Below are 16198 nucleotides of genomic sequence, written 5' to 3'. Positions count from 1 at the left end.
CTCAGTGGGTACCCAAACAAATAACCACGCTGGAGACACACACAATGAATCGCACCGCGCCCCGCACCGGCCTGCCGCCCCAGAAGAAGCGAACGTACGGCGCACTGCGCCCGTGGGTCATCGGCGGCGCGTGGGCGCTGGCCAGCGGCATGGCCGCGCACGCGCAGACGCAGACCCCGCCGCAGGGCTTCGACGTGAGCGGCGGCGATCTCAAGACCGCGCTCGACGCCTACATCGCGCAGGGCGGCGTGCAGCTGCTCTACAAGGTCGACGACGTGAAGGGCGTGGCCACGCGCGGCGTGAAGGGCGCGCTGTCGCCGCAGGACGCGCTGGCGCGGCTGCTCGAAGGCACGCCGCTGCAGACGCGCCGCGGTGACGACGGCGCCATCGTGATCTACACGGCCGCTGCTGCGAAGCCGCAGGCCGACGAGGCGCCGCAGTCGCTCGACAGCGTCACCATCACCGCCACGCGCCGCCGCGAGCCGGTGCGCGAGATCCCGATGCAGGTCAACGTGATGAAGGCGCAGGCGCTGGAGCGCGCGGGCGCCAAGAACCTGGCCGACTACGTGGCCGAGCAGCCGGGCGTGAACCTCACCAGCAGCGGCAGCGTGGGCGGCACGCTCACCATGCGCGGGCTGACCACCGGCCCGGTGCAGGGCATCGCGACCGTGGGCGTGTACGTGGACGACGTGGCCACCGGCATGAGCTCGGCCGGCGCGAGCGGTGGCAACACGCCGCTGGACATGGGCATGCTCGACCTCAGCCACATCGAGGTGCTGCGCGGCCCGCAGGGCACGCTGTACGGCGCCGGCGCCATGAGCGGCGTGCTCAAGTACGTGACCAACCAGCCCGACACCATGGAGTTCGCGGGCTCGGTGAAGCTGGGCACCTCGTGGACGCAGGGCGGCGGCCCCGGCTTCACGACCGGCGCGGTGCTCAATGTGCCGCTCAAGGAAGACGTGGCGGCCGTGCGCTTCGCTGCGTTCACCGACCAGTTCGGCGGCAGCTACGACGCCACGGGCCTGGCGCGCGGGCGCAACATCGACCGCGGCCACACCGACGGCGGCCGCGTCTCGCTGCTGCTCACGCCCACGCGCGAACTCACGGTGCGCCTCACGGGCACGGTGCAGGACGTGCATCGCAAGGGCCTGGGCTTCGAGGACATGGACCAGCGCACGCTGCGCCCCTGGACGCGGGAGCGCACGCGCCAGCTGTCGGCCAACGAGTCGTACAGCAACCTCACGCAGCTGTTCGGGCTGGACGTGGAATACGACTTCGGCTGGGCCCGCCTGAACTCGATCACCTCCGCGCAGGACGTGAAGATCAACAACACCGTCGACGTCACCGGCCGCTACGGGCCGATGCTGAGCGCGCTGCGCCTGCCGGTGGCCTCGGTGCCGGTGAACAGCGCCGTGGAGCAGCACCGCGTCAGCCAGGAGTTCCGCCTGACCTCGCGCTCGGGCACCACCATCGAGTGGCTGGCGGGCCTGTACCTGAACCGCGAACGCGGCAGCAACAACGGCGTCATGGACGCCAACCTGATCGGGGGCCGCAGCCTCGGCCTGCTGACCTCGACGCAGTCCTCGCGCTACCGCGAGGAGGCGGCCTACGGCGACGTCACCTGGAACGTGACGCCCAAGTTCTCGCTCACCGGCGGCGTGCGCCTGGCGCGCAACAACCAGAAGTACGCCAGCCGTCAGACCGGCCAGCTCGTCGGGTCGGTCGCCGCCAGTGCCGCCGGCACCTCGTCGGAAAGCCCGACCACCTACCTGGCCGCGGCCAAGTACACGCTGTCGGACACGAGCACCATGTACTTCCGCGCGGCCAGCGGCTACCGCCCCGGCGGTCCCAACGTGCTCAAGGCCGACACCGACCGCAACGTGGTGCAGCCGATGTACAACTCCGACTCGCTGTGGAGCTACGAGCTGGGCTACAAGGCCGACCTGCTGGACCGCACGCTGTCGCTGGAGGCGGCGCTGTACGACATCGAGTGGACCGGCGTGCAGCAGCCCACGCGCAGCGGCGCCTTCGTGTTCGTCACCAACGCGGGCGCGGCCCGCATCAAGGGCAGCGAGGTCACGCTCAACTGGAAGCCCAGCAAGGAATGGCGCTTCACCGCCAATGCCGCGGCCGTCGATGCGCGCCTGACCGAGGATGCCAAGGGCCTGGGCGCCAAGGCCGGCGCGCGCCTGCCGCACACGCCGCGCTTTGCCGCCACGCTGGGCGTGACGCGCAACTTCAGCCTGGCCGACCACCCGGCCTACGTCGGCATCAGCGCGCGCTACACCGGAAAACGCGATGCGGGCTACCGCGGCAGCACGGCCATTCCGAGCATCAACATGCCGGCCTACACGCTGGTCGACCTGCAGGCGGGCATCGACTTCAAGCGCTTCAGCGTCTCGGCCTACGTGCGCAACCTGACGAACAAGCGCGGCATCGTGTCGATCGAAACCGGACTCAACGCGAACCCGAACCTGGTGACCGCGGCGCTCGTGCCGGCGCGCACCATCGGCGTGAACGTCAACGTTCCGTTCTGACATGTCGGGCCTCCCACCGTTCGCGGCACCGATGCCGCTGGATGCGGCCGCCCCTGCGGCCCTGGAAACGACCCGCAAGGCGCCCACCAGCGCCTGGTATGCGCTGGCGGTGCTCATCATCGCGACGGTGCTGGGCTCGATCGACAAGGTCATCCTCACGCTGCTGACGGAGCCGATCCGCCAGACGCTGTCGCTGTCCGACACGCAGCTCGGGCTGCTGCAGGGCGCGGGCATCGTGCTGTTCACCGGCATCGCCACCTTGCCGCTGGGCTGGCTCAGCGACCGCTACGACCGGCGCGTGGTGCTCGCGGCCTGCGTGGTGCTGTGGAGCGCCGCCACCGCCATGCGCGGCACGGCCATGGACTACGGCGTGCTGTTCGTCGCCTCGGTCGGTCTGGGCGTGGGCGAGGCGGGCCTCACGCCCATCACCAACAGCATGATCCCCGACCTGTTCCCGCGGGCGCAGCGGGTGCTGGCGAATGCGGTGTTCGCGCTGTCGGCCATCTTCGGCAGTGCGCTGGGCGCGCTGCTGGGCGGCACCATCGTGCACCTCACCGACGACCTGCGGCCCTGGCTGCCGGTGGCGATGCAACAGCTCGAAGCCTGGCGCCTGACCTTCTTCGTGCTGGCCAGCGCCGGCATTCCGGTGACGCTGCTGGTGCTCTCGATCCGGCGCACGCCGCGCGGCGGTGCACAGGAAGCCAAGGCCAAGCCGGGGGCACCGGCCACCGACGCACCGGGCGCCACGACCCTGCGCCAGCACCTGCGCCAGCACTGGCGCACCTTCGCGGGCCTGGTGGTCGGCGTGGGCCTGACCAGCGTGGGCCTGAGCTCGCTGGGCACCTGGCTGCCGATCCTCACGGCGCGCACCTACGGCGTCACGCCGGTGCAGATGGGGCAGGGCATGGGCCTGGCCTTCCTGTGCGGCACGGTGGCCGGCGGCCTGCTGGGCGTGCTGTCGATGCGCTACGTGCAGCCGCGCATGGGGCCGGCCGCGGCGCTGCGCCTGATCATGCTGGGCAACCTCTCGGCGGCGCTGATGTCGACGCTGCTGCTGTTCACGAGTTCGGCCAACCACAACTTCGCGCTGCTGGGCCTGCTGGTGGTGCCGCTCATCGGCAGCGCGGTGCTGCTGCCCAACGTGCTGCAGGACGCGGCGCCGCCGCACCTGCGCGCCCGCACCATCGCCATGCTCACGCTGGCCAGCCTGCCCTTCGGCGTGGTGGGGCCGCTGGTGGTGGGCATGTTGTCGGACGCCCTCAAGTCGATGCCCAACGGGCTGGCGGTGTCCATCGTCGTGACCACGCTGGTCGGCGGCAGCCTGGGCGCCATGGTGCTGCGCGCCGCCGAAGGCCCGTTCGTGCGCCTGATGCGCGAGGCGAAGCCGAACTGAGCCTGCCGCGTCGAGATTCCGCTCCCCCCTTTCATCGTTCGTTGTTCCTCCATGTCACAACCACACCCTTCAGCCTCTCTTCCCGACACCGCCTCCGCACTGGCCGCCATCGACGCGCTGGTGGCGCCCCTGAACCGCAGCGATGCGCCCGGCCTGGTGCTGGCCATCGCGCAGCACGGCCGCCTGCTGTACCGCCGCGCCGTCGGCATGGCCAGCCTGGAGATGGGCGTGGCGCTCACGCCGACCACGCGCATGCGCATCGCCTCCACCAGCAAGCACTTCACGGCCATGGCCGTGCTGCTGCTGGCCGAAGACGGCCTGCTCGACGTGGAAGACCCGGTGCAGAAGTACCTGCCCGAGCTGCCGCAACTGAGCGCCAACGGCCCCACGCTGCGCCACCTGCTCACGCACACCAGCGGCTGGCGCGGGCACGACGAGCTGTGGGCCATTGCGCACGGCCTCACGTTCACGCTGCCCGGCCCGGGCCTGCCGGCCATGGCGCGCCAGAGCGAGCTGAACTTCGAGCCCGGCACGCACATGGTCTACAGCAACGGCGGCTACTTCCTGCTGGCCAAGATCGTCGAGCGCGTGAGCGGCAAGAGCTTCAACGACTTCCTGAAGGCGCGCCTGTTCGACCCGCTGGGCATGGCCGACACCTCGTCGGTGCAGACCGACCTCGATGTGGTCCCCGGCATGGCCGGCCTGTACATGCCCGCGCCCGGCGGCGGCTGGCGCCGCGGCCTGTACCCGTGCGAACTCGACGGCGGCGGCTCGCTGGTGTCGACGGCGGACGACATGCTGCGCTGGCTCGCCCACATGCACGGCAGCGAGAAGATCGTGGGCAGCGCAAAGAGCTGGGCGCTGCTGTCGGCGCCCACCACGCTGTCGTCGGGCTCCCAGGTGAACTACGGCTTCGGCCTCGCGCGCCACCCGTACCGCGGCGTCGAGATCGTGCACCACGCGGGCGCCGTGCTCGGCGCGCAGTCGCAGATGATCAGCGTGCCCAGCCACGGGCTGGACATCATCGCCATGGTGAACGGCGCGCCCGTGTCGCCGTCGGCGTTGGCCCTCAAGGTGATCGAACTGCTGCTGGGCGACGCGCTCGCGCCGCCCGAGGTGCGCCCGCTGGCCAGCGCCTTCCCCGCGCTGCCCGGCCAGCGCTACCACGCCCCCTCCACCGGCGGCCTGCTGGGCTTTGCGGACGTGGCCGGCAAGCTGGCGCTGTCGTGGCAGGCCGGCGAGGCCAGGCCCCTGAACCAGGGCGACGGCAAGCTCTGGCTGGGCCTGCAGGACCTGCCGACGAACGACCTCGTGATCGACACCGTCGACATCGACCCGCAACGCGCACCCGATGCCTTCGTGCTGCACGAAGGCGGCCAGCCGCGCCGCTTCGAGCGCCTGCCCGAAACCGCGCCCAGTGCCGCGTCGCTCGCCGACGAACTGTGCGGCGACTACACCAGCCCCGACCTCGACGCCACCGCGCGGATGGTGCTGGTCGACGGCCGGTTGCAGCTCACGGTGCAGGGCCGCCACGGCCAGCACGCGTGCGTGCTGACGCCGTTGTCGGCCGACGTGGCGACGCTCGCCTCGGTCGACCCGGTGCTGGCCCAGCTGGGCAAATCGGTTCTCAACGTGGAGCGCAAGGGTGGCCGGGTCGTGGGACTGCTGTTTGCCACCACGCGCTCGCGAAACATTCACCTTGCCCGCCAGGAGCCCCGCGCATGAAGTTCTTCACCACCCTGTTCGCCACCGAGACCAACACCTTCGTCTCGGCCCCCACCGGCCTGGGCAGCTACGAGGAATACGGCATCTTCCGCGGCGACGCCAGCACGCGCGACGCCACCGGCTACGGCCTGTACGCGGTGGAAGTGCGCCGGCAGCTGGCCGCCGAAGGCCATGAAACGGTCGAGAGCCTGCTGGCCTTCGCGCAACCGCTGGGGCGTACCGTGCGCAGCGTGTACGAGCGCCTGCGCGACGAGATCCTGGACGACCTGCGCAAGGCCGGCCCGGTCGACGGCGTGATCCTCGTGCTGCACGGCGCGATGGTGGCCGACGGCTACGACGACTGCGAAGGCGACGTGATCTCGCGCGTGCGCGAGATCGTCGGGCCGAACGTGCCCATCGGCGTCTCGCTCGACCTGCACTGCCACTTCACGCAGAAGATGGTGAACACGGCCGACGCCATCATTTGCTACAAGGAATATCCGCACACCGATGCCTTCGAGCGCCTGACCGAGCTGATCCGCATCGTGGTCGACACCGCGCAGGGCCGCGTGAAGCCCGTGACGGCCGTGCACGACTGCCGCATGGTCGGCAAGTGGCACACCACGCGCGAACCGATGGCCGGCTTCGTGCGCCGCATGCAGGACGCCGAAAAGCTGCCGGGCGTGCTCTCGGTGTCGCTGGGCCATGGCTTCCCGTGGGCCGACGTGCCCGAGTCGGGCGCCAAGCTCTGGGTGGTGACCGACAACGACCCGGCGCTGGCCGCGAAGCTGGCCGAAGAACTGGGCCGTGGCTTTTGGGACCTGCGCCACGAGACCGGCGTGCCCTCGCTCTCGATCGAGGAAACGCTGGCCAAAGCCATGGCCGTGCAGGGCGGCCCCGTGGTCATTGCCGACACCGCCGACAACCCCGGCGGCGGCGCCACCAGCGACAGCACCTTCATGCTGCGCGCCGTGGTCGAGCGCGGCATCGGCGACGTGGCCTTCGGCGGCGTGTGGGACCTGGGCGCGGTGCAGCTGTGCCGCGACGCGGGCGTGGGCGCGAGCTTCGAGCTGCGCCTGGGCGGCAAGTGCGGCCTGGCCTCGGGCGACCCGATCGACCTGCACGTGACCGTGATGAACGTGGTGGAGGCGCACTCGCAGGGCGGCCTGTCGGGCGTGCGCACGCCCATGGGCCCGTGCGTGTGGGTGCAGGCCGCCGACGGCGTGGACATCGTGCTCATCAGCAAGCGCAACCAGGTCATCGGCGCCGATCTCTTCACCGGCCTGGGCATCGACCTCACGGCCAAGAAGCTGGTCATCGTGAAGTCGGCGCAGCACTTCCACGCGGAGTTCGGGCCCCTTGCCAAGTCGGTGCTGTACGTGTCGACGCCGGCCTCGCTGAGCACCGACTTCGCCAACCTGCCGTACCGCGTGCGCGACCTGGACTACTGGCCGCGCGTGGAACAGCCCGGTCGCCCGTACCACATGGCCGCACCCGGCGAGCTCTACACCATCGACGGCCGCGCGATGCACCTGCAGCGCAGCGGCCCCGTGGCGGCCAGCCCGATGCAGCCCACGCTCGTGATCGAGGCCGGCGGCGGTTGCGCCTCGCCGACCTACGCGCGCCTGCAGCAGGCGCTGGCGGCCAAGCACCCGGTGATCAGCTACGACCGCGCCGGCATGGGCTGGAGCGAAGCCGACGACGCGCCCTTCGACGGCGAGCGCACCGCGCACCGCCTGCATGCGCTGCTCGCAGCGGCCGGCGTGACGGGCCCGATCGTGCTCGTCGGCCATTCGCTCGGCGGCCTGCTGAACCGGGTCTACGCGGGCCTGTACCCGCAACAGGTCGCGGGCGTGGTGATGCTCGACGCCAGCCACCCCGACCAGTTCGCGATGTACGAGCACCCGCCCGAATCGCAGTTCGCGGCCGAGCGCGTCAAGCGCGCGGACTTCCAGGCCGGCGGCCCGCCGCCGCCGGAGCAGGCGCCCATCGAGGCCCTGTTCGCCGACATGCCGCAGGTGCTGCGGCAGATGAAGGCGACCTACACGCCCGAAGCGCTCGACACCATGGTGGCCGAGGTGCGCGGCCTGCCGCACGTCGCGCGCCAGGCGGCCGCGTCGCCCGACTTCGGTTCGCGTCCGCTGGCCGTGCTGTGGGCCAGGCAGCAGCCGCTGCCGGCCGGCGCCGACCCGGCCATTGCCGCGGTGCAGCAGCGCTGGCCCGAGTTCCAGGAAGCGCATGCGGCGCTGTCGACGCAACGCCGCCTGGCGTGCATCGAAGGCGCTGCGCACATGACGCTGGTGCTGCTGCCGCCGCTGGTGCAGCGCGTGGCCGAGGAAATCGACGGCGTGATGGCGCAGATCGCGTCCGGAACCGGCCGATGACGCCCCTGGCCGAACTCAGCACGCCCGCGCTGCTGCTCGACGTCGGCGTGCTCGAACGCAACTGCGAAGCGATGGCGCAGCGTGCGGCGCGCCACGGCGTGGCCCTGCGCCCGCACCTGAAGACCGCCAAGTCGGCGGAGGTGGCGCGGCGCGCCACGCGCGGGCAGGCCGGCGGGCTCACGGTGTCGACCGTGGCCGAGGCCGCCTACTTCGCGCGCCATGGCTTCACCGACCTGACCTACGCCGTGGGCATCGACGCGAACAAGATCGAGGCGCTGCACGACATCCAGCGCACGCACGGCGCGCGCGTGACGCTGCTGGCCGATTCGGTCGAGGCGGTGCAGGCGGCCGGTGCCCGCTCGCGGGCGCTGGGCGCGAGCTTTCGCGTGCTGCTCGAGATCGACACGGGCGGCGGCCGCGGCGGCGTCGGTCCGCGCGACGACGGCCTGCTCTCGCTCGCGCGCGAGGTGCAGCGCAGCGAATCGCTGGCGCTGGCCGGCGTGCTCACGCATGCGGGCCACAGCTACCACGTGCAGGGCGGCACGGCGATCCGCGCCATCGCCGAAGCCGAGCGCGCCGGCGCCGTGCATGCGGCCGAACGGCTGCGCGCGGTCGGCATCCCGGTCGAGGTGGTGAGCGTGGGCTCCACGCCCACGGCCGTGTGCGCGCAGTCGCTCGAGGGCGTCACCGAGATGCGCCCCGGCGTCTACACCTTCTTCGACCTGGACCAGGCGGCGCGCGGCATCTGCGGCGTGGACGAGATCGCGCTGTCGGTGCTGGCCACGGTGATCGGTCACAACCCGCGCTCGCGTCGCGTGCTGATCGACGCCGGCGCGCTCGCGCTGTCGAAGGACCAGTCGGCGGCCGAGTTCCGCACCGGCCTGGGCTTCGGGCTGGTGTGCCGGGCCGACGGCACGGTGCCGCTGCCTGGGCTGTGCGTGGCCGAGCTGCACCAGGAGCACGGGCTGATCGCCTGCGAAGGCGATGACGACGCACAGGCCATGTTCCGCGCGCTGCCCCTGGGCGCCCGCGTGCGCGTGCTGCCGCACCACGCCTGCATGACGGCCGCGCCCTACGACCGCTACCACGTGGTGGACGGCGCGGGCAGCGGCGTGCGGGCGGTCTGGGACAAGGCGCACGGCTGGCAGGCCGGCGCCTGAAGCAATCTATTTTTCTGGAGAAGACAACGATGACGAAGACATTCCTTGCACGGCTGACGGCCGTGGCCGCGCCCTTTGTTCTGGCCCTCGGCCTGGGCAGCGCGCCGCAACTCGCAGGCGCCCAGACGCCGGCAGCGCCGCAGGCCGCAGCCAGCGCGGCTGCTGCCGCCACGCCGGCGCCCGTGGCGGTGCCCGAGAAGCCTGCCGCCCCGGTTGCCGCGCCGGCCGCCACCGCCAAGGTCGACAACCCCTACGGCGTGGGCGCGCTCTGGTCGCAGAGCGATGCCGTGGCCAAGGCCGTGCTCGCCATCCTGGCGATCATGTCGATGGGCAGCTGGTACGTGATCGTCACCAAGCTGCTCGAGCAGATGCGCATGGGCCGCCAGGCGCGCGCGGTCGACAACGAGTTCTGGAACGCGGGCACCGTGCAGGCCGGTACCGCGCGGCTGGCCGAGGGCAGCCCGTTCCGCTTCATCGCCGACGCCGGCATGCAGGCCACGCAGAAGCACGACGGCCTGCGCGGCAAGGTCGACTTCGCCGACTTCGTCGACCTGTGCATCCACCGCGCCACCGAGCGCGTGCAGCGGCGCCTGGGCAACGGCATGTCGCTGCTGGCCACCGTGGGTTCCACCGCGCCCTTCGTCGGGCTGTTCGGCACCGTCTGGGGCATCTACCACGCGCTCACCGCCATCGGCGTGGCGGGCCAGGCCTCGATCGACAAGGTGGCGGGCCCGGTGGGCGAGGCGCTCATCATGACCGCCATCGGCCTGGCCGTGGCCGTGCCCGCGGTGCTGGGCTACAACTGGCTCCTGCGCCGCAACATCACCGTGATGGACGACGTGCGCGAGTTCAGCGGCGAGCTGCACTCCGTGATCCTGGCCGGCAGCGCCGCGGCCTGACGCGCGCGCACGCACGCAAGCGGATCGCGCCATGGCGATGAACATCCCGGCCTCCGGGGGAGACGAGGAACAGGCCATCGCGGCCATCAACACCACGCCGCTGGTCGACGTGATGCTGGTGCTGCTGATCATCTTCCTCATCACCATCCCGGTGGTCAATTACTCGGTGCCCGTCGCGGTGCCGAAGGAGCGCAACGAGGTGCGCGAGAGCAAGCCCGAGACCGTCGTGATCTCGGTGGACGCCGCCGGCCGCACCTACTGGTACGACACGCCGGTGCAGGGCACGCCCGCGCTGGTGGCGCGGCTCACCAAGGTGGCGGCCCTGAACCCGCAGCCCGAGGTGCACATCCGCGGCGACTGGCATTCCGACTACGAGCCGGTGGGCCGGATCATCTACGCCTGCCAGGCGGCCGGGATCGCCAAGGTGGGCTTCATCACCGAGCCGCCCGCGCGCAACTGAGACGAGACGAGACGAGACAAGCAAGCCATGCCAAGAAAACAGAAGCAGGGGCGGCGCAGCAGCACGCCTTCCGACGAGCCGATGATGGACATCAACACCACGCCGCTCATCGACGTGATGCTGGTGCTGCTGATCATGCTGATCATCACCATCCCGATCCAGCTGCATTCGGTGAACCTGAACATGCCCACCGGCAACCCGCCGCCCAGCGAGCTCAAGCCCGAGGTGCTGCGCATCGACATCGACGCGCTCAGCGTCGTGCAGTGGAACGGCGAGCCGCTGGCCGACCGCGGCGAGATGGAACGGCGCTTCGAGCAGGTCGCCGCGCAGGCCGTGCAGCCCGAGGTGCACCTGCGCCCCGACCGCCGCGCGAAGTACGAGGTGGTGGCCGGCGTGATGGCCTCGGCGCAGCGCACGGGCGTGAGCAAGCTGGGCATCGTGGGCGCGGAGCAGTTCATCCCATGAAGCGCTCCCGCAAGGACTTCAACCCGAAATCACGCTTCGGCCCCGTGGGCATCGCCGTGATGGTGCTGTTCCATGTCGGCGTGGGCTATGCGCTCGTGTCGGGGCTGGCGCGCCAGACGGTCGAGCTGATCAAGAAGCCGATGGACGCGACCATCATCAGCGAGATCAAGCCGCCGCCACCACCGCCACCGCCGCCCCCGCCGCCGAAGAAGATCGTGCGCCAGGAAACGCCCAAGGCCCCGCCGCCGCCGCGCCCGGCCTATGTGCCGCCGCCGGCCGTGACGCCGCCTGCCACGTCGGCGCCCGCGATCACCGCCGTGCAGAACACCGAGCCCGTGCCGCCGCCGCCGGCCGCTCCGCCGGCGCCCCCCGCGCCGCCGGCCCCGCCGAAGGCGACCACCACCGACATCGCGGTGGCCTGCCCGCGGCAGGTCAAGCCCGAGATGCCGCGCAAGGCGATGGACGAAGGCATCGGCGGCGTGGTCAAGGCCGAGGTGCGCATCAAGGGCGGCCATGTGCAGGAGGTGCGCTTCCTGTCGGGGCCGCGCGTGTACCACTCGGCCGTGCGCGCCGCCGTGATGCGCTACGAATGCCAGACCACGGGCGATGCCGAGGTGCTGGCGACGCAGGAGTTCGTCTTCCGCATCGAGTAGGGGGAAGGAGCCGATCTGTCTTCTTCAGACAGATCGGCCCATGGCGAGCGCGCGCATCACGGCGGCCGTGCGCGTCTCCACGCCCAGCTTCACGTAGACATGCTCCAGGTGCTTGTGCACGGTGCGGGGGCTGATCGTCAGCAGCGCGGCGATCTCGGCGTCGGTCTTGCCCTGCGAGAGCCAGTGCATGACATCGCCCTCGCGCGGCGTGAGGCCGGCCAGCTGCGCATCCGGCAACGGCGCCGGCGTGCGGCAGGCCAGCCGGTACAGGAAGGCCACCGCCATCGCATGCTCCAGCCCCACGCGCCGGCAGTAGTCGGCCTGCTGGGCGGCGCGGCGCAACTCGCGCCGGCCCGGCGCCTTGGCGATGCGGCGGGTGGTGCGCGTGGGATGCGCGTCGGCGCTGCGATGCCGCACGGGCACATGGCCGGACTCCAGTTTGTCCAGCAGGCGAAGTGCGCTCGCCCAATCGTTGCGCGACAGGTGCGTCATGGCATGCCCTTTCACGGTGCATACGCATTGCTGCGTATGGCGCCCGCACGCATCGAGAGACAGGATGCTCGCAGGCCCTTTGCCTCGAATTCAGTATAGGCAGGCAGCGGGCGCGCCAGTCGCTTGTCGACGAAGGGGATACACATGGCCATCGACGAAACACGGCTTAACGCGTTCATGGGTAACTTCGTCCACGACATCGGGGCCGTGATGCACGCGGCCACCATCGTCGTCGGCGACCAGCTCGGCCTGTACAAGGCGCTGGCCGAAGGCCCCGCCACCGCGGAGCAGCTGGCCCGCCGCACCGAGACCGACCCGCGCTACCTGCGCGAATGGCTCTCGGCCCAGGCCGCCAGCGGCTACGTCGAGTACGACCCGAAGGGCGAGCTGTTCTCGCTGACCGAGGAACAGGCCTTCGCGCTGGCCGAGGAAGGCAGCCCGGCCTTCGTGCCCGGCGCGTTCCAGATCGCCGTGGCGCAGTTCAAGATCATTCCCAAGATGGTCCAGGCCATGCGCACGGGCCTGGGCATCGGCTGGCACGAGCACGACGTGGCCCTGTTCCATGGCACCGAGCGCTTCTTCCGGCCCGGCTACGCGGCCAACCTGGTGAGCCAATGGATTCCGGCGCTCGAAGGCATCGAACCGCTGCTGAAACGCGGCGCGCGCGTGGCCGACGTGGGCTGCGGGCACGGCGCTTCGACGTTGCTGATGGCGCAGGCCTATCCCCAATCCAGCTTCGTCGGCTTCGACTACCACGCGCCGTCGATCGAACGCGCCCGCGAAACCGCGCGCAAGGCCGGCATCGACGATGAAAAGCGCCTGCGCTTCGAGGTCGCGAGCGCCAAGGACTTTCCCGGCGAAGACTACGACCTGGTCGCCGTCTTCGACTGCCTGCACGACATGGGCGATCCCGTCGGCGCGGCGGCGCATGTGCGGCGCACCCTCAAGCCGCAGGGCACGTGGATGATCGTCGAGCCCTTTGCCAACGACCGGCTGGAAGACAACATCAACCCGGTGGGGCGCGTGTTCTATTCGGCCTCCAGCTTCATCTGCACGCCGGCCTCGCGTTCGCAGGAAGTGGGCCTGTGCCTGGGGGCGCAGGCCGGCGAAGCGCGCCTGCGCGACGTCGTCTCGCAGGGCGGCTTCTCGCACTTCCGCCGGGCCAGCGAAACGCCCTTCAACCTGATCTTCGAAGCACGTCCGTAAGGACAAAGGAGGCGCCATGTCCCGCCAATACATCGACTGCCGCGAGTATCCGAGCACGATGAACTGCAGTGTCGCGCTCTGCGCCGACTCCGAAGGCGAACTGCTCGATGCCGCCGTCCAGCACGCCGTGGCCGTTCACGGCCACACCGACACACCCGAACTGCGCAAGCAGCTGGCGAGCATGTTCAAGGCCGGCACACCGCCGGTGCAGCTGGAGGCTGCGAAGACACCCGCCTGAGGGTTCTGCGCGGCCCCGGCCGCAGTCACGAACCTTGATGCAGATCAAACGCTTGCATCGGCCCGGCATTTAGCCTGCCCCGATGCAAGCTTCCGCCGCGCTCGCGCCGTTTCCGTCCGTTCCATCGTCTGCGGGGGCCGATGCCCGCGCCGACGCCTGGCAGCTGCTCGACGACCCCGCCGAGTGGGCCGCGTTCGGCCGCCCGCTGGAGGCCGGGACAGGCCGCTGGGAATCGCAGGTGGCGGTCGAGGGCATGCACTGTGCGGGCTGCGCCTTCACCGTCGAGGCCGCGCTGGCGCAGGTGCCCGGCGTGACCGAGGTGCAGGTGAACGCCGCGAGCCGGCGCGCGCGCATCGTGTGGTCGGCTGCGGCCACGCGGCCTTCGCGCTGGTTCGAGGCCAGCGCGCGCGCGGGCTACCCCTTGCTGCCGGCCGGCAGCCGCAGCGCGCGCGAGACGCGCACGCGCGAGTTGCGCATGGCGCTGTGGCGCTGGCTGGTCGCGGGCTTCTGCATGATGCAGGTGATGATGTACGCCTACCCGGCCTATGTCGCGCGCCCCGGCGACATGACGGCCGACGCGGCGCAGCTGCTGCGCTGGGCCTCGTGGGTGCTCAGCCTGCCCGTGGTGCTGTTCTCGTGCGGGCCCTTCTTTCGCAGCGCCTGGCGCGACCTGCGCATCGGCCGTGTCGGCATGGACCTGCCCGTGACCTTCGGCGTCGTCATCACCTTCGTGGTGAGCACGGCCGCCACCTTCGACCCCACGGGGCCGCTGGGGCACGAGGTCTACTTCGATTCGCTGACGATGTTCGTCTTCTTCCTGCTCACCGGCCGCTGGCTCGAGGCGCGGCTGCGCGACCGCACGGCCGGCGCGCTCGAAGCGCTGATGCACCGGCTGCCCGACAGCGTCGAACGCCTCGGGCCCGACGGCGCATGGACGCGCGTGGCGGTGCGCCGGCTCGCGGCGGGCGACGTGGTGCGCGTGCGCCCCGGTGAGGCCTTTCCGGCCGACGGCACGGTGATCGACGGCGACACCACCGCCGACGAGGCGCTGCTCACCGGCGAGTCGCGCCCCGTGCCGCGCCCTTGCGGCGACCGCGTGCTCGCGGGCAGCCACAACCTCTCGGCCGTGGTGCAGGTGCGCATCGCTTCGGTGGGCGAGGGCACGCGCTTCGCGCAGATCGTGCGGCTCATGGAAAACGCCGCGCTCGACAAGCCGCGCCTGGCCCGGCTCGCCGACCGCGTGGCGCGGCCCTTTCTCATCGCCGTGCTGGCCTGCGCGTTCGGCGCGGGCGCGCTGTGGTGGACGGTCGATCCCGGCAAGGCGCTGATGGTCGCGGTGGCGGTGCTGATCGTCACCTGCCCGTGCGCGTTGTCGCTGGCCACGCCGGCCGCGATGCTCGCGAGCGCGGGTGCCCTGGCGCGTGGCGGCGTGCTCACGTCGAACCTGCAGGCGCTCGAAGCACTGGCCGGCGTCGACACCGTGGTGTTCGACAAGACCGGCACGCTCACGGGCGACACGCCGCGCCTGGAACGCGTGTACTGCCGCCAGGGCCTGCGCCCGGGCGATGCGCTGGAGATCGGCGCGGCGCTCGCGGCGCTGTCGCTGCACCCGGCCGCGCGCGCGCTCGTGAACGCCTGGCAGGCGCAGTTCCGCACGCCGCCGGCCTGGTCGGCGACGCAACTGCGCGAGACGGTGGGGCAGGGCGTGGCGGCCTCGCTGCACCGGCGCGATGCCGTGGACGACCACGGCGCGCGCCCCGTGCGCCTGGGCTCGGCGGCCTTCTGCGAGGTGCCGCCGCTGCAGGTCGACGCGGCGCAGATCCACCTGAGCGACGACGAGGGCTGGCTCGCCAGCTTCGTGCTCGCCGAAGAACTGCGCCCCGACGCCACGCAGGCCGTGACGGCGCTGCAGGCGCAGGGCTTGTCGGTGCGCCTGCTCTCGGGCGACCGCGAGAACGCGGCGCGCGCCATCGGCGCGCAGGCCGGCATCGCGGCGGTGCAGGGCGATTGCGCACCGGAAGACAAGCTCGAGGTGCTGTGGCAATTGCAGGCGGCCGGGCGCGAGGTGGCGATGGTCGGCGACGGCCTGAACGACGGCCCCAGCCTGGCGCGCGCCAACGCCTCGTTCGCCTTCGGCCAGGCCGTGCCGCTGTCGCGCGCGCGTGCCGACTTCGTGGTGCTCGGCGATGCGCTGCAGGCCATTCCCGCGGCCGTGGCGCAGGCGCGCCGCACGCTGCGCGTGGTGCGCCAGAACCTGTTCTGGGCCGCGGCCTACAACGCCGTGTGCGTGCCGCTGGCCGTGGCCGGCTGGCTGCCGCCCTGGCTCGCGGGGCTGGGCATGGCGGCGAGCTCGCTGCTGGTGGTGCTCAACGCGGCGCGCCTGGCTGCGCCCGGCAAGGCGGCGGTGGCCTGATGGACGTGCTGTTCCTGCTCGTGCCGCTGTCGGTGGTGCTCGTGCTCGCGATTCTGGGCGGGCTCTGGTGGGCCATCGAACGCGGCCAGTTCGAAGACATCGAGGTCGAAGGCGACCGCATCCTGAACAACGACTGACACAGCGATTGATGGCTTGATCTGCATCAAGCCTGCCCGGGCGATGCGGGCAGACAC

The 16198-nt window shown here is 71.4% G+C and carries 14 protein-coding genes; 13 read left to right on the top strand and 1 reads right to left on the bottom strand.

Annotation, left to right across the window (positions count from 1 at the left end; genetic code table 11):
- The first annotated feature begins 44 nt into the window (after nt 1–44).
- From AC57B8_RS16920 to AC57B8_RS16880, 9 genes are read left to right on the top strand one after another with little or no spacing between them, the layout of a single operon-like run.
- Nucleotides 45–2537, top strand: a complete 2493-nt coding sequence (locus AC57B8_RS16920) for a TonB-dependent receptor (RefSeq protein ID WP_496480183.1) — start codon at nt 45–47, stop codon at nt 2535–2537.
- Nucleotide 2538: 1 nt separating this feature from the next.
- A complete protein-coding gene (locus tag AC57B8_RS16915) occupies nt 2539–3930 on the top strand; it encodes an MFS transporter (protein WP_095746600.1) in 1392 nt (463 codons plus the stop codon).
- 51 nt (nt 3931–3981) lie between these two features.
- On the top strand, nt 3982–5655 hold the full coding sequence (locus AC57B8_RS16910) for a serine hydrolase domain-containing protein (protein WP_496480182.1): 1674 nt from the start codon (nt 3982–3984) through the stop codon (nt 5653–5655).
- Entirely contained in the window at nt 5652–8018 is a 2367-nt protein-coding gene (locus AC57B8_RS16905) for an alpha/beta fold hydrolase (RefSeq protein ID WP_496480181.1), read from the top strand. The genes AC57B8_RS16910 and AC57B8_RS16905 overlap by 4 nt, the downstream gene beginning before the upstream one ends.
- Nucleotides 8015–9178 carry an alanine racemase gene (locus AC57B8_RS16900; RefSeq protein ID WP_496480180.1) on the top strand — a complete coding sequence of 388 codons (1164 nt, stop codon included), beginning with the start codon at nt 8015–8017 and terminating at the stop codon, nt 9176–9178. The genes AC57B8_RS16905 and AC57B8_RS16900 overlap by 4 nt, the downstream gene beginning before the upstream one ends.
- Before the next feature lie 29 nt (nt 9179–9207).
- On the top strand, nt 9208–10077 hold the full coding sequence (locus AC57B8_RS16895; RefSeq protein ID WP_070062083.1) for a MotA/TolQ/ExbB proton channel family protein: 870 nt from the start codon (nt 9208–9210) through the stop codon (nt 10075–10077).
- Nucleotides 10078–10108: 31 nt separating this feature from the next.
- Nucleotides 10109–10537 carry an ExbD/TolR family protein gene (locus AC57B8_RS16890; RefSeq protein WP_139702541.1) on the top strand — a complete coding sequence of 143 codons (429 nt, stop codon included), beginning with the start codon at nt 10109–10111 and terminating at the stop codon, nt 10535–10537.
- 27 nt (nt 10538–10564) lie between these two features.
- Nucleotides 10565–11002 (top strand): ExbD/TolR family protein, encoded by a 438-nt coding sequence (locus AC57B8_RS16885; protein WP_139702542.1) that lies wholly within the window; start codon nt 10565–10567, stop codon nt 11000–11002.
- Entirely contained in the window at nt 10999–11655 is a 657-nt protein-coding gene (locus tag AC57B8_RS16880; protein ID WP_070062086.1) for an energy transducer TonB, read from the top strand. The genes AC57B8_RS16885 and AC57B8_RS16880 overlap by 4 nt, the downstream gene beginning before the upstream one ends.
- Nucleotides 11656–11679: 24 nt before the next feature.
- On the opposite strand, the gene AC57B8_RS16875 is transcribed toward AC57B8_RS16880, so the two are convergent.
- Nucleotides 11680–12147 carry a helix-turn-helix transcriptional regulator gene (locus AC57B8_RS16875; RefSeq protein ID WP_496480179.1) on the bottom strand — a complete coding sequence of 156 codons (468 nt, stop codon included), beginning with the start codon at nt 12145–12147 and terminating at the stop codon, nt 11680–11682.
- Nucleotides 12148–12291: 144 nt separating this feature from the next.
- Here AC57B8_RS16875 and AC57B8_RS16870 point away from each other — a divergent pair, with 144 nt between their 5' ends.
- The 4 genes from AC57B8_RS16870 to ccoS all read left to right on the top strand — a co-directional run bounded on the left by AC57B8_RS16870 (nt 12292) and on the right by ccoS (nt 16141).
- On the top strand, nt 12292–13353 hold the full coding sequence (locus tag AC57B8_RS16870; protein WP_496480178.1) for a class I SAM-dependent methyltransferase: 1062 nt from the start codon (nt 12292–12294) through the stop codon (nt 13351–13353).
- Between the two features lie 16 nt (nt 13354–13369).
- Entirely contained in the window at nt 13370–13591 is a 222-nt protein-coding gene (locus AC57B8_RS16865; protein ID WP_062482949.1) for a DUF1059 domain-containing protein, read from the top strand.
- A gap of 82 nt (nt 13592–13673) precedes the next feature.
- Complete coding sequence (locus AC57B8_RS16860; RefSeq protein ID WP_496480177.1) at nt 13674–16004, top strand: heavy metal translocating P-type ATPase; 2331 nt, start codon at nt 13674–13676, stop codon at nt 16002–16004.
- Nucleotides 16004–16141 (top strand): cbb3-type cytochrome oxidase assembly protein CcoS, encoded by a 138-nt coding sequence (ccoS, locus tag AC57B8_RS16855; RefSeq protein ID WP_062481719.1) that lies wholly within the window; start codon nt 16004–16006, stop codon nt 16139–16141. Before AC57B8_RS16860 ends, ccoS begins: the two co-directional genes overlap by 1 nt.
- Nucleotides 16142–16198: the final 57 nt, after the last annotated feature.

The organism is Variovorax sp. BGA-UO-ETr-C22 (genome assembly GCF_059567965.1).
This window is presented reverse-complemented; position numbering and strand designations above follow the sequence as displayed.

Excerpts from the sequence above, each read along its gene's own strand:
- AC57B8_RS16890 (WP_139702541.1), top strand. The coding sequence starts at position 10,109 with ATGGCGATGAACATCCCGGCCTCCGGGGGAGACGAGGAACAGGCCATC.
- AC57B8_RS16900 (WP_496480180.1), top strand. The coding sequence starts at position 8,015 with ATGACGCCCCTGGCCGAACTCAGCACGCCCGCGCTGCTGCTCGACGTC.
- AC57B8_RS16875 (WP_496480179.1), bottom strand. The coding sequence starts at position 12,147 with ATGACGCACCTGTCGCGCAACGATTGGGCGAGCGCACTTCGCCTGCTG.
- AC57B8_RS16920 (WP_496480183.1), top strand. The coding sequence starts at position 45 with ATGAATCGCACCGCGCCCCGCACCGGCCTGCCGCCCCAGAAGAAGCGA.
- AC57B8_RS16860 (WP_496480177.1), top strand. The coding sequence starts at position 13,674 with ATGCAAGCTTCCGCCGCGCTCGCGCCGTTTCCGTCCGTTCCATCGTCT.
- AC57B8_RS16895 (WP_070062083.1), top strand. The coding sequence starts at position 9,208 with ATGACGAAGACATTCCTTGCACGGCTGACGGCCGTGGCCGCGCCCTTT.
- AC57B8_RS16865 (WP_062482949.1), top strand. The coding sequence starts at position 13,370 with ATGTCCCGCCAATACATCGACTGCCGCGAGTATCCGAGCACGATGAAC.
- AC57B8_RS16910 (WP_496480182.1), top strand. The coding sequence starts at position 3,982 with ATGTCACAACCACACCCTTCAGCCTCTCTTCCCGACACCGCCTCCGCA.
- AC57B8_RS16880 (WP_070062086.1), top strand. The coding sequence starts at position 10,999 with ATGAAGCGCTCCCGCAAGGACTTCAACCCGAAATCACGCTTCGGCCCC.
- AC57B8_RS16885 (WP_139702542.1), top strand. The coding sequence starts at position 10,565 with ATGCCAAGAAAACAGAAGCAGGGGCGGCGCAGCAGCACGCCTTCCGAC.
- AC57B8_RS16915 (WP_095746600.1), top strand. The coding sequence starts at position 2,539 with ATGTCGGGCCTCCCACCGTTCGCGGCACCGATGCCGCTGGATGCGGCC.
- AC57B8_RS16905 (WP_496480181.1), top strand. The coding sequence starts at position 5,652 with ATGAAGTTCTTCACCACCCTGTTCGCCACCGAGACCAACACCTTCGTC.
- AC57B8_RS16870 (WP_496480178.1), top strand. The coding sequence starts at position 12,292 with ATGGCCATCGACGAAACACGGCTTAACGCGTTCATGGGTAACTTCGTC.
- ccoS (WP_062481719.1), top strand. The coding sequence starts at position 16,004 with ATGGACGTGCTGTTCCTGCTCGTGCCGCTGTCGGTGGTGCTCGTGCTC.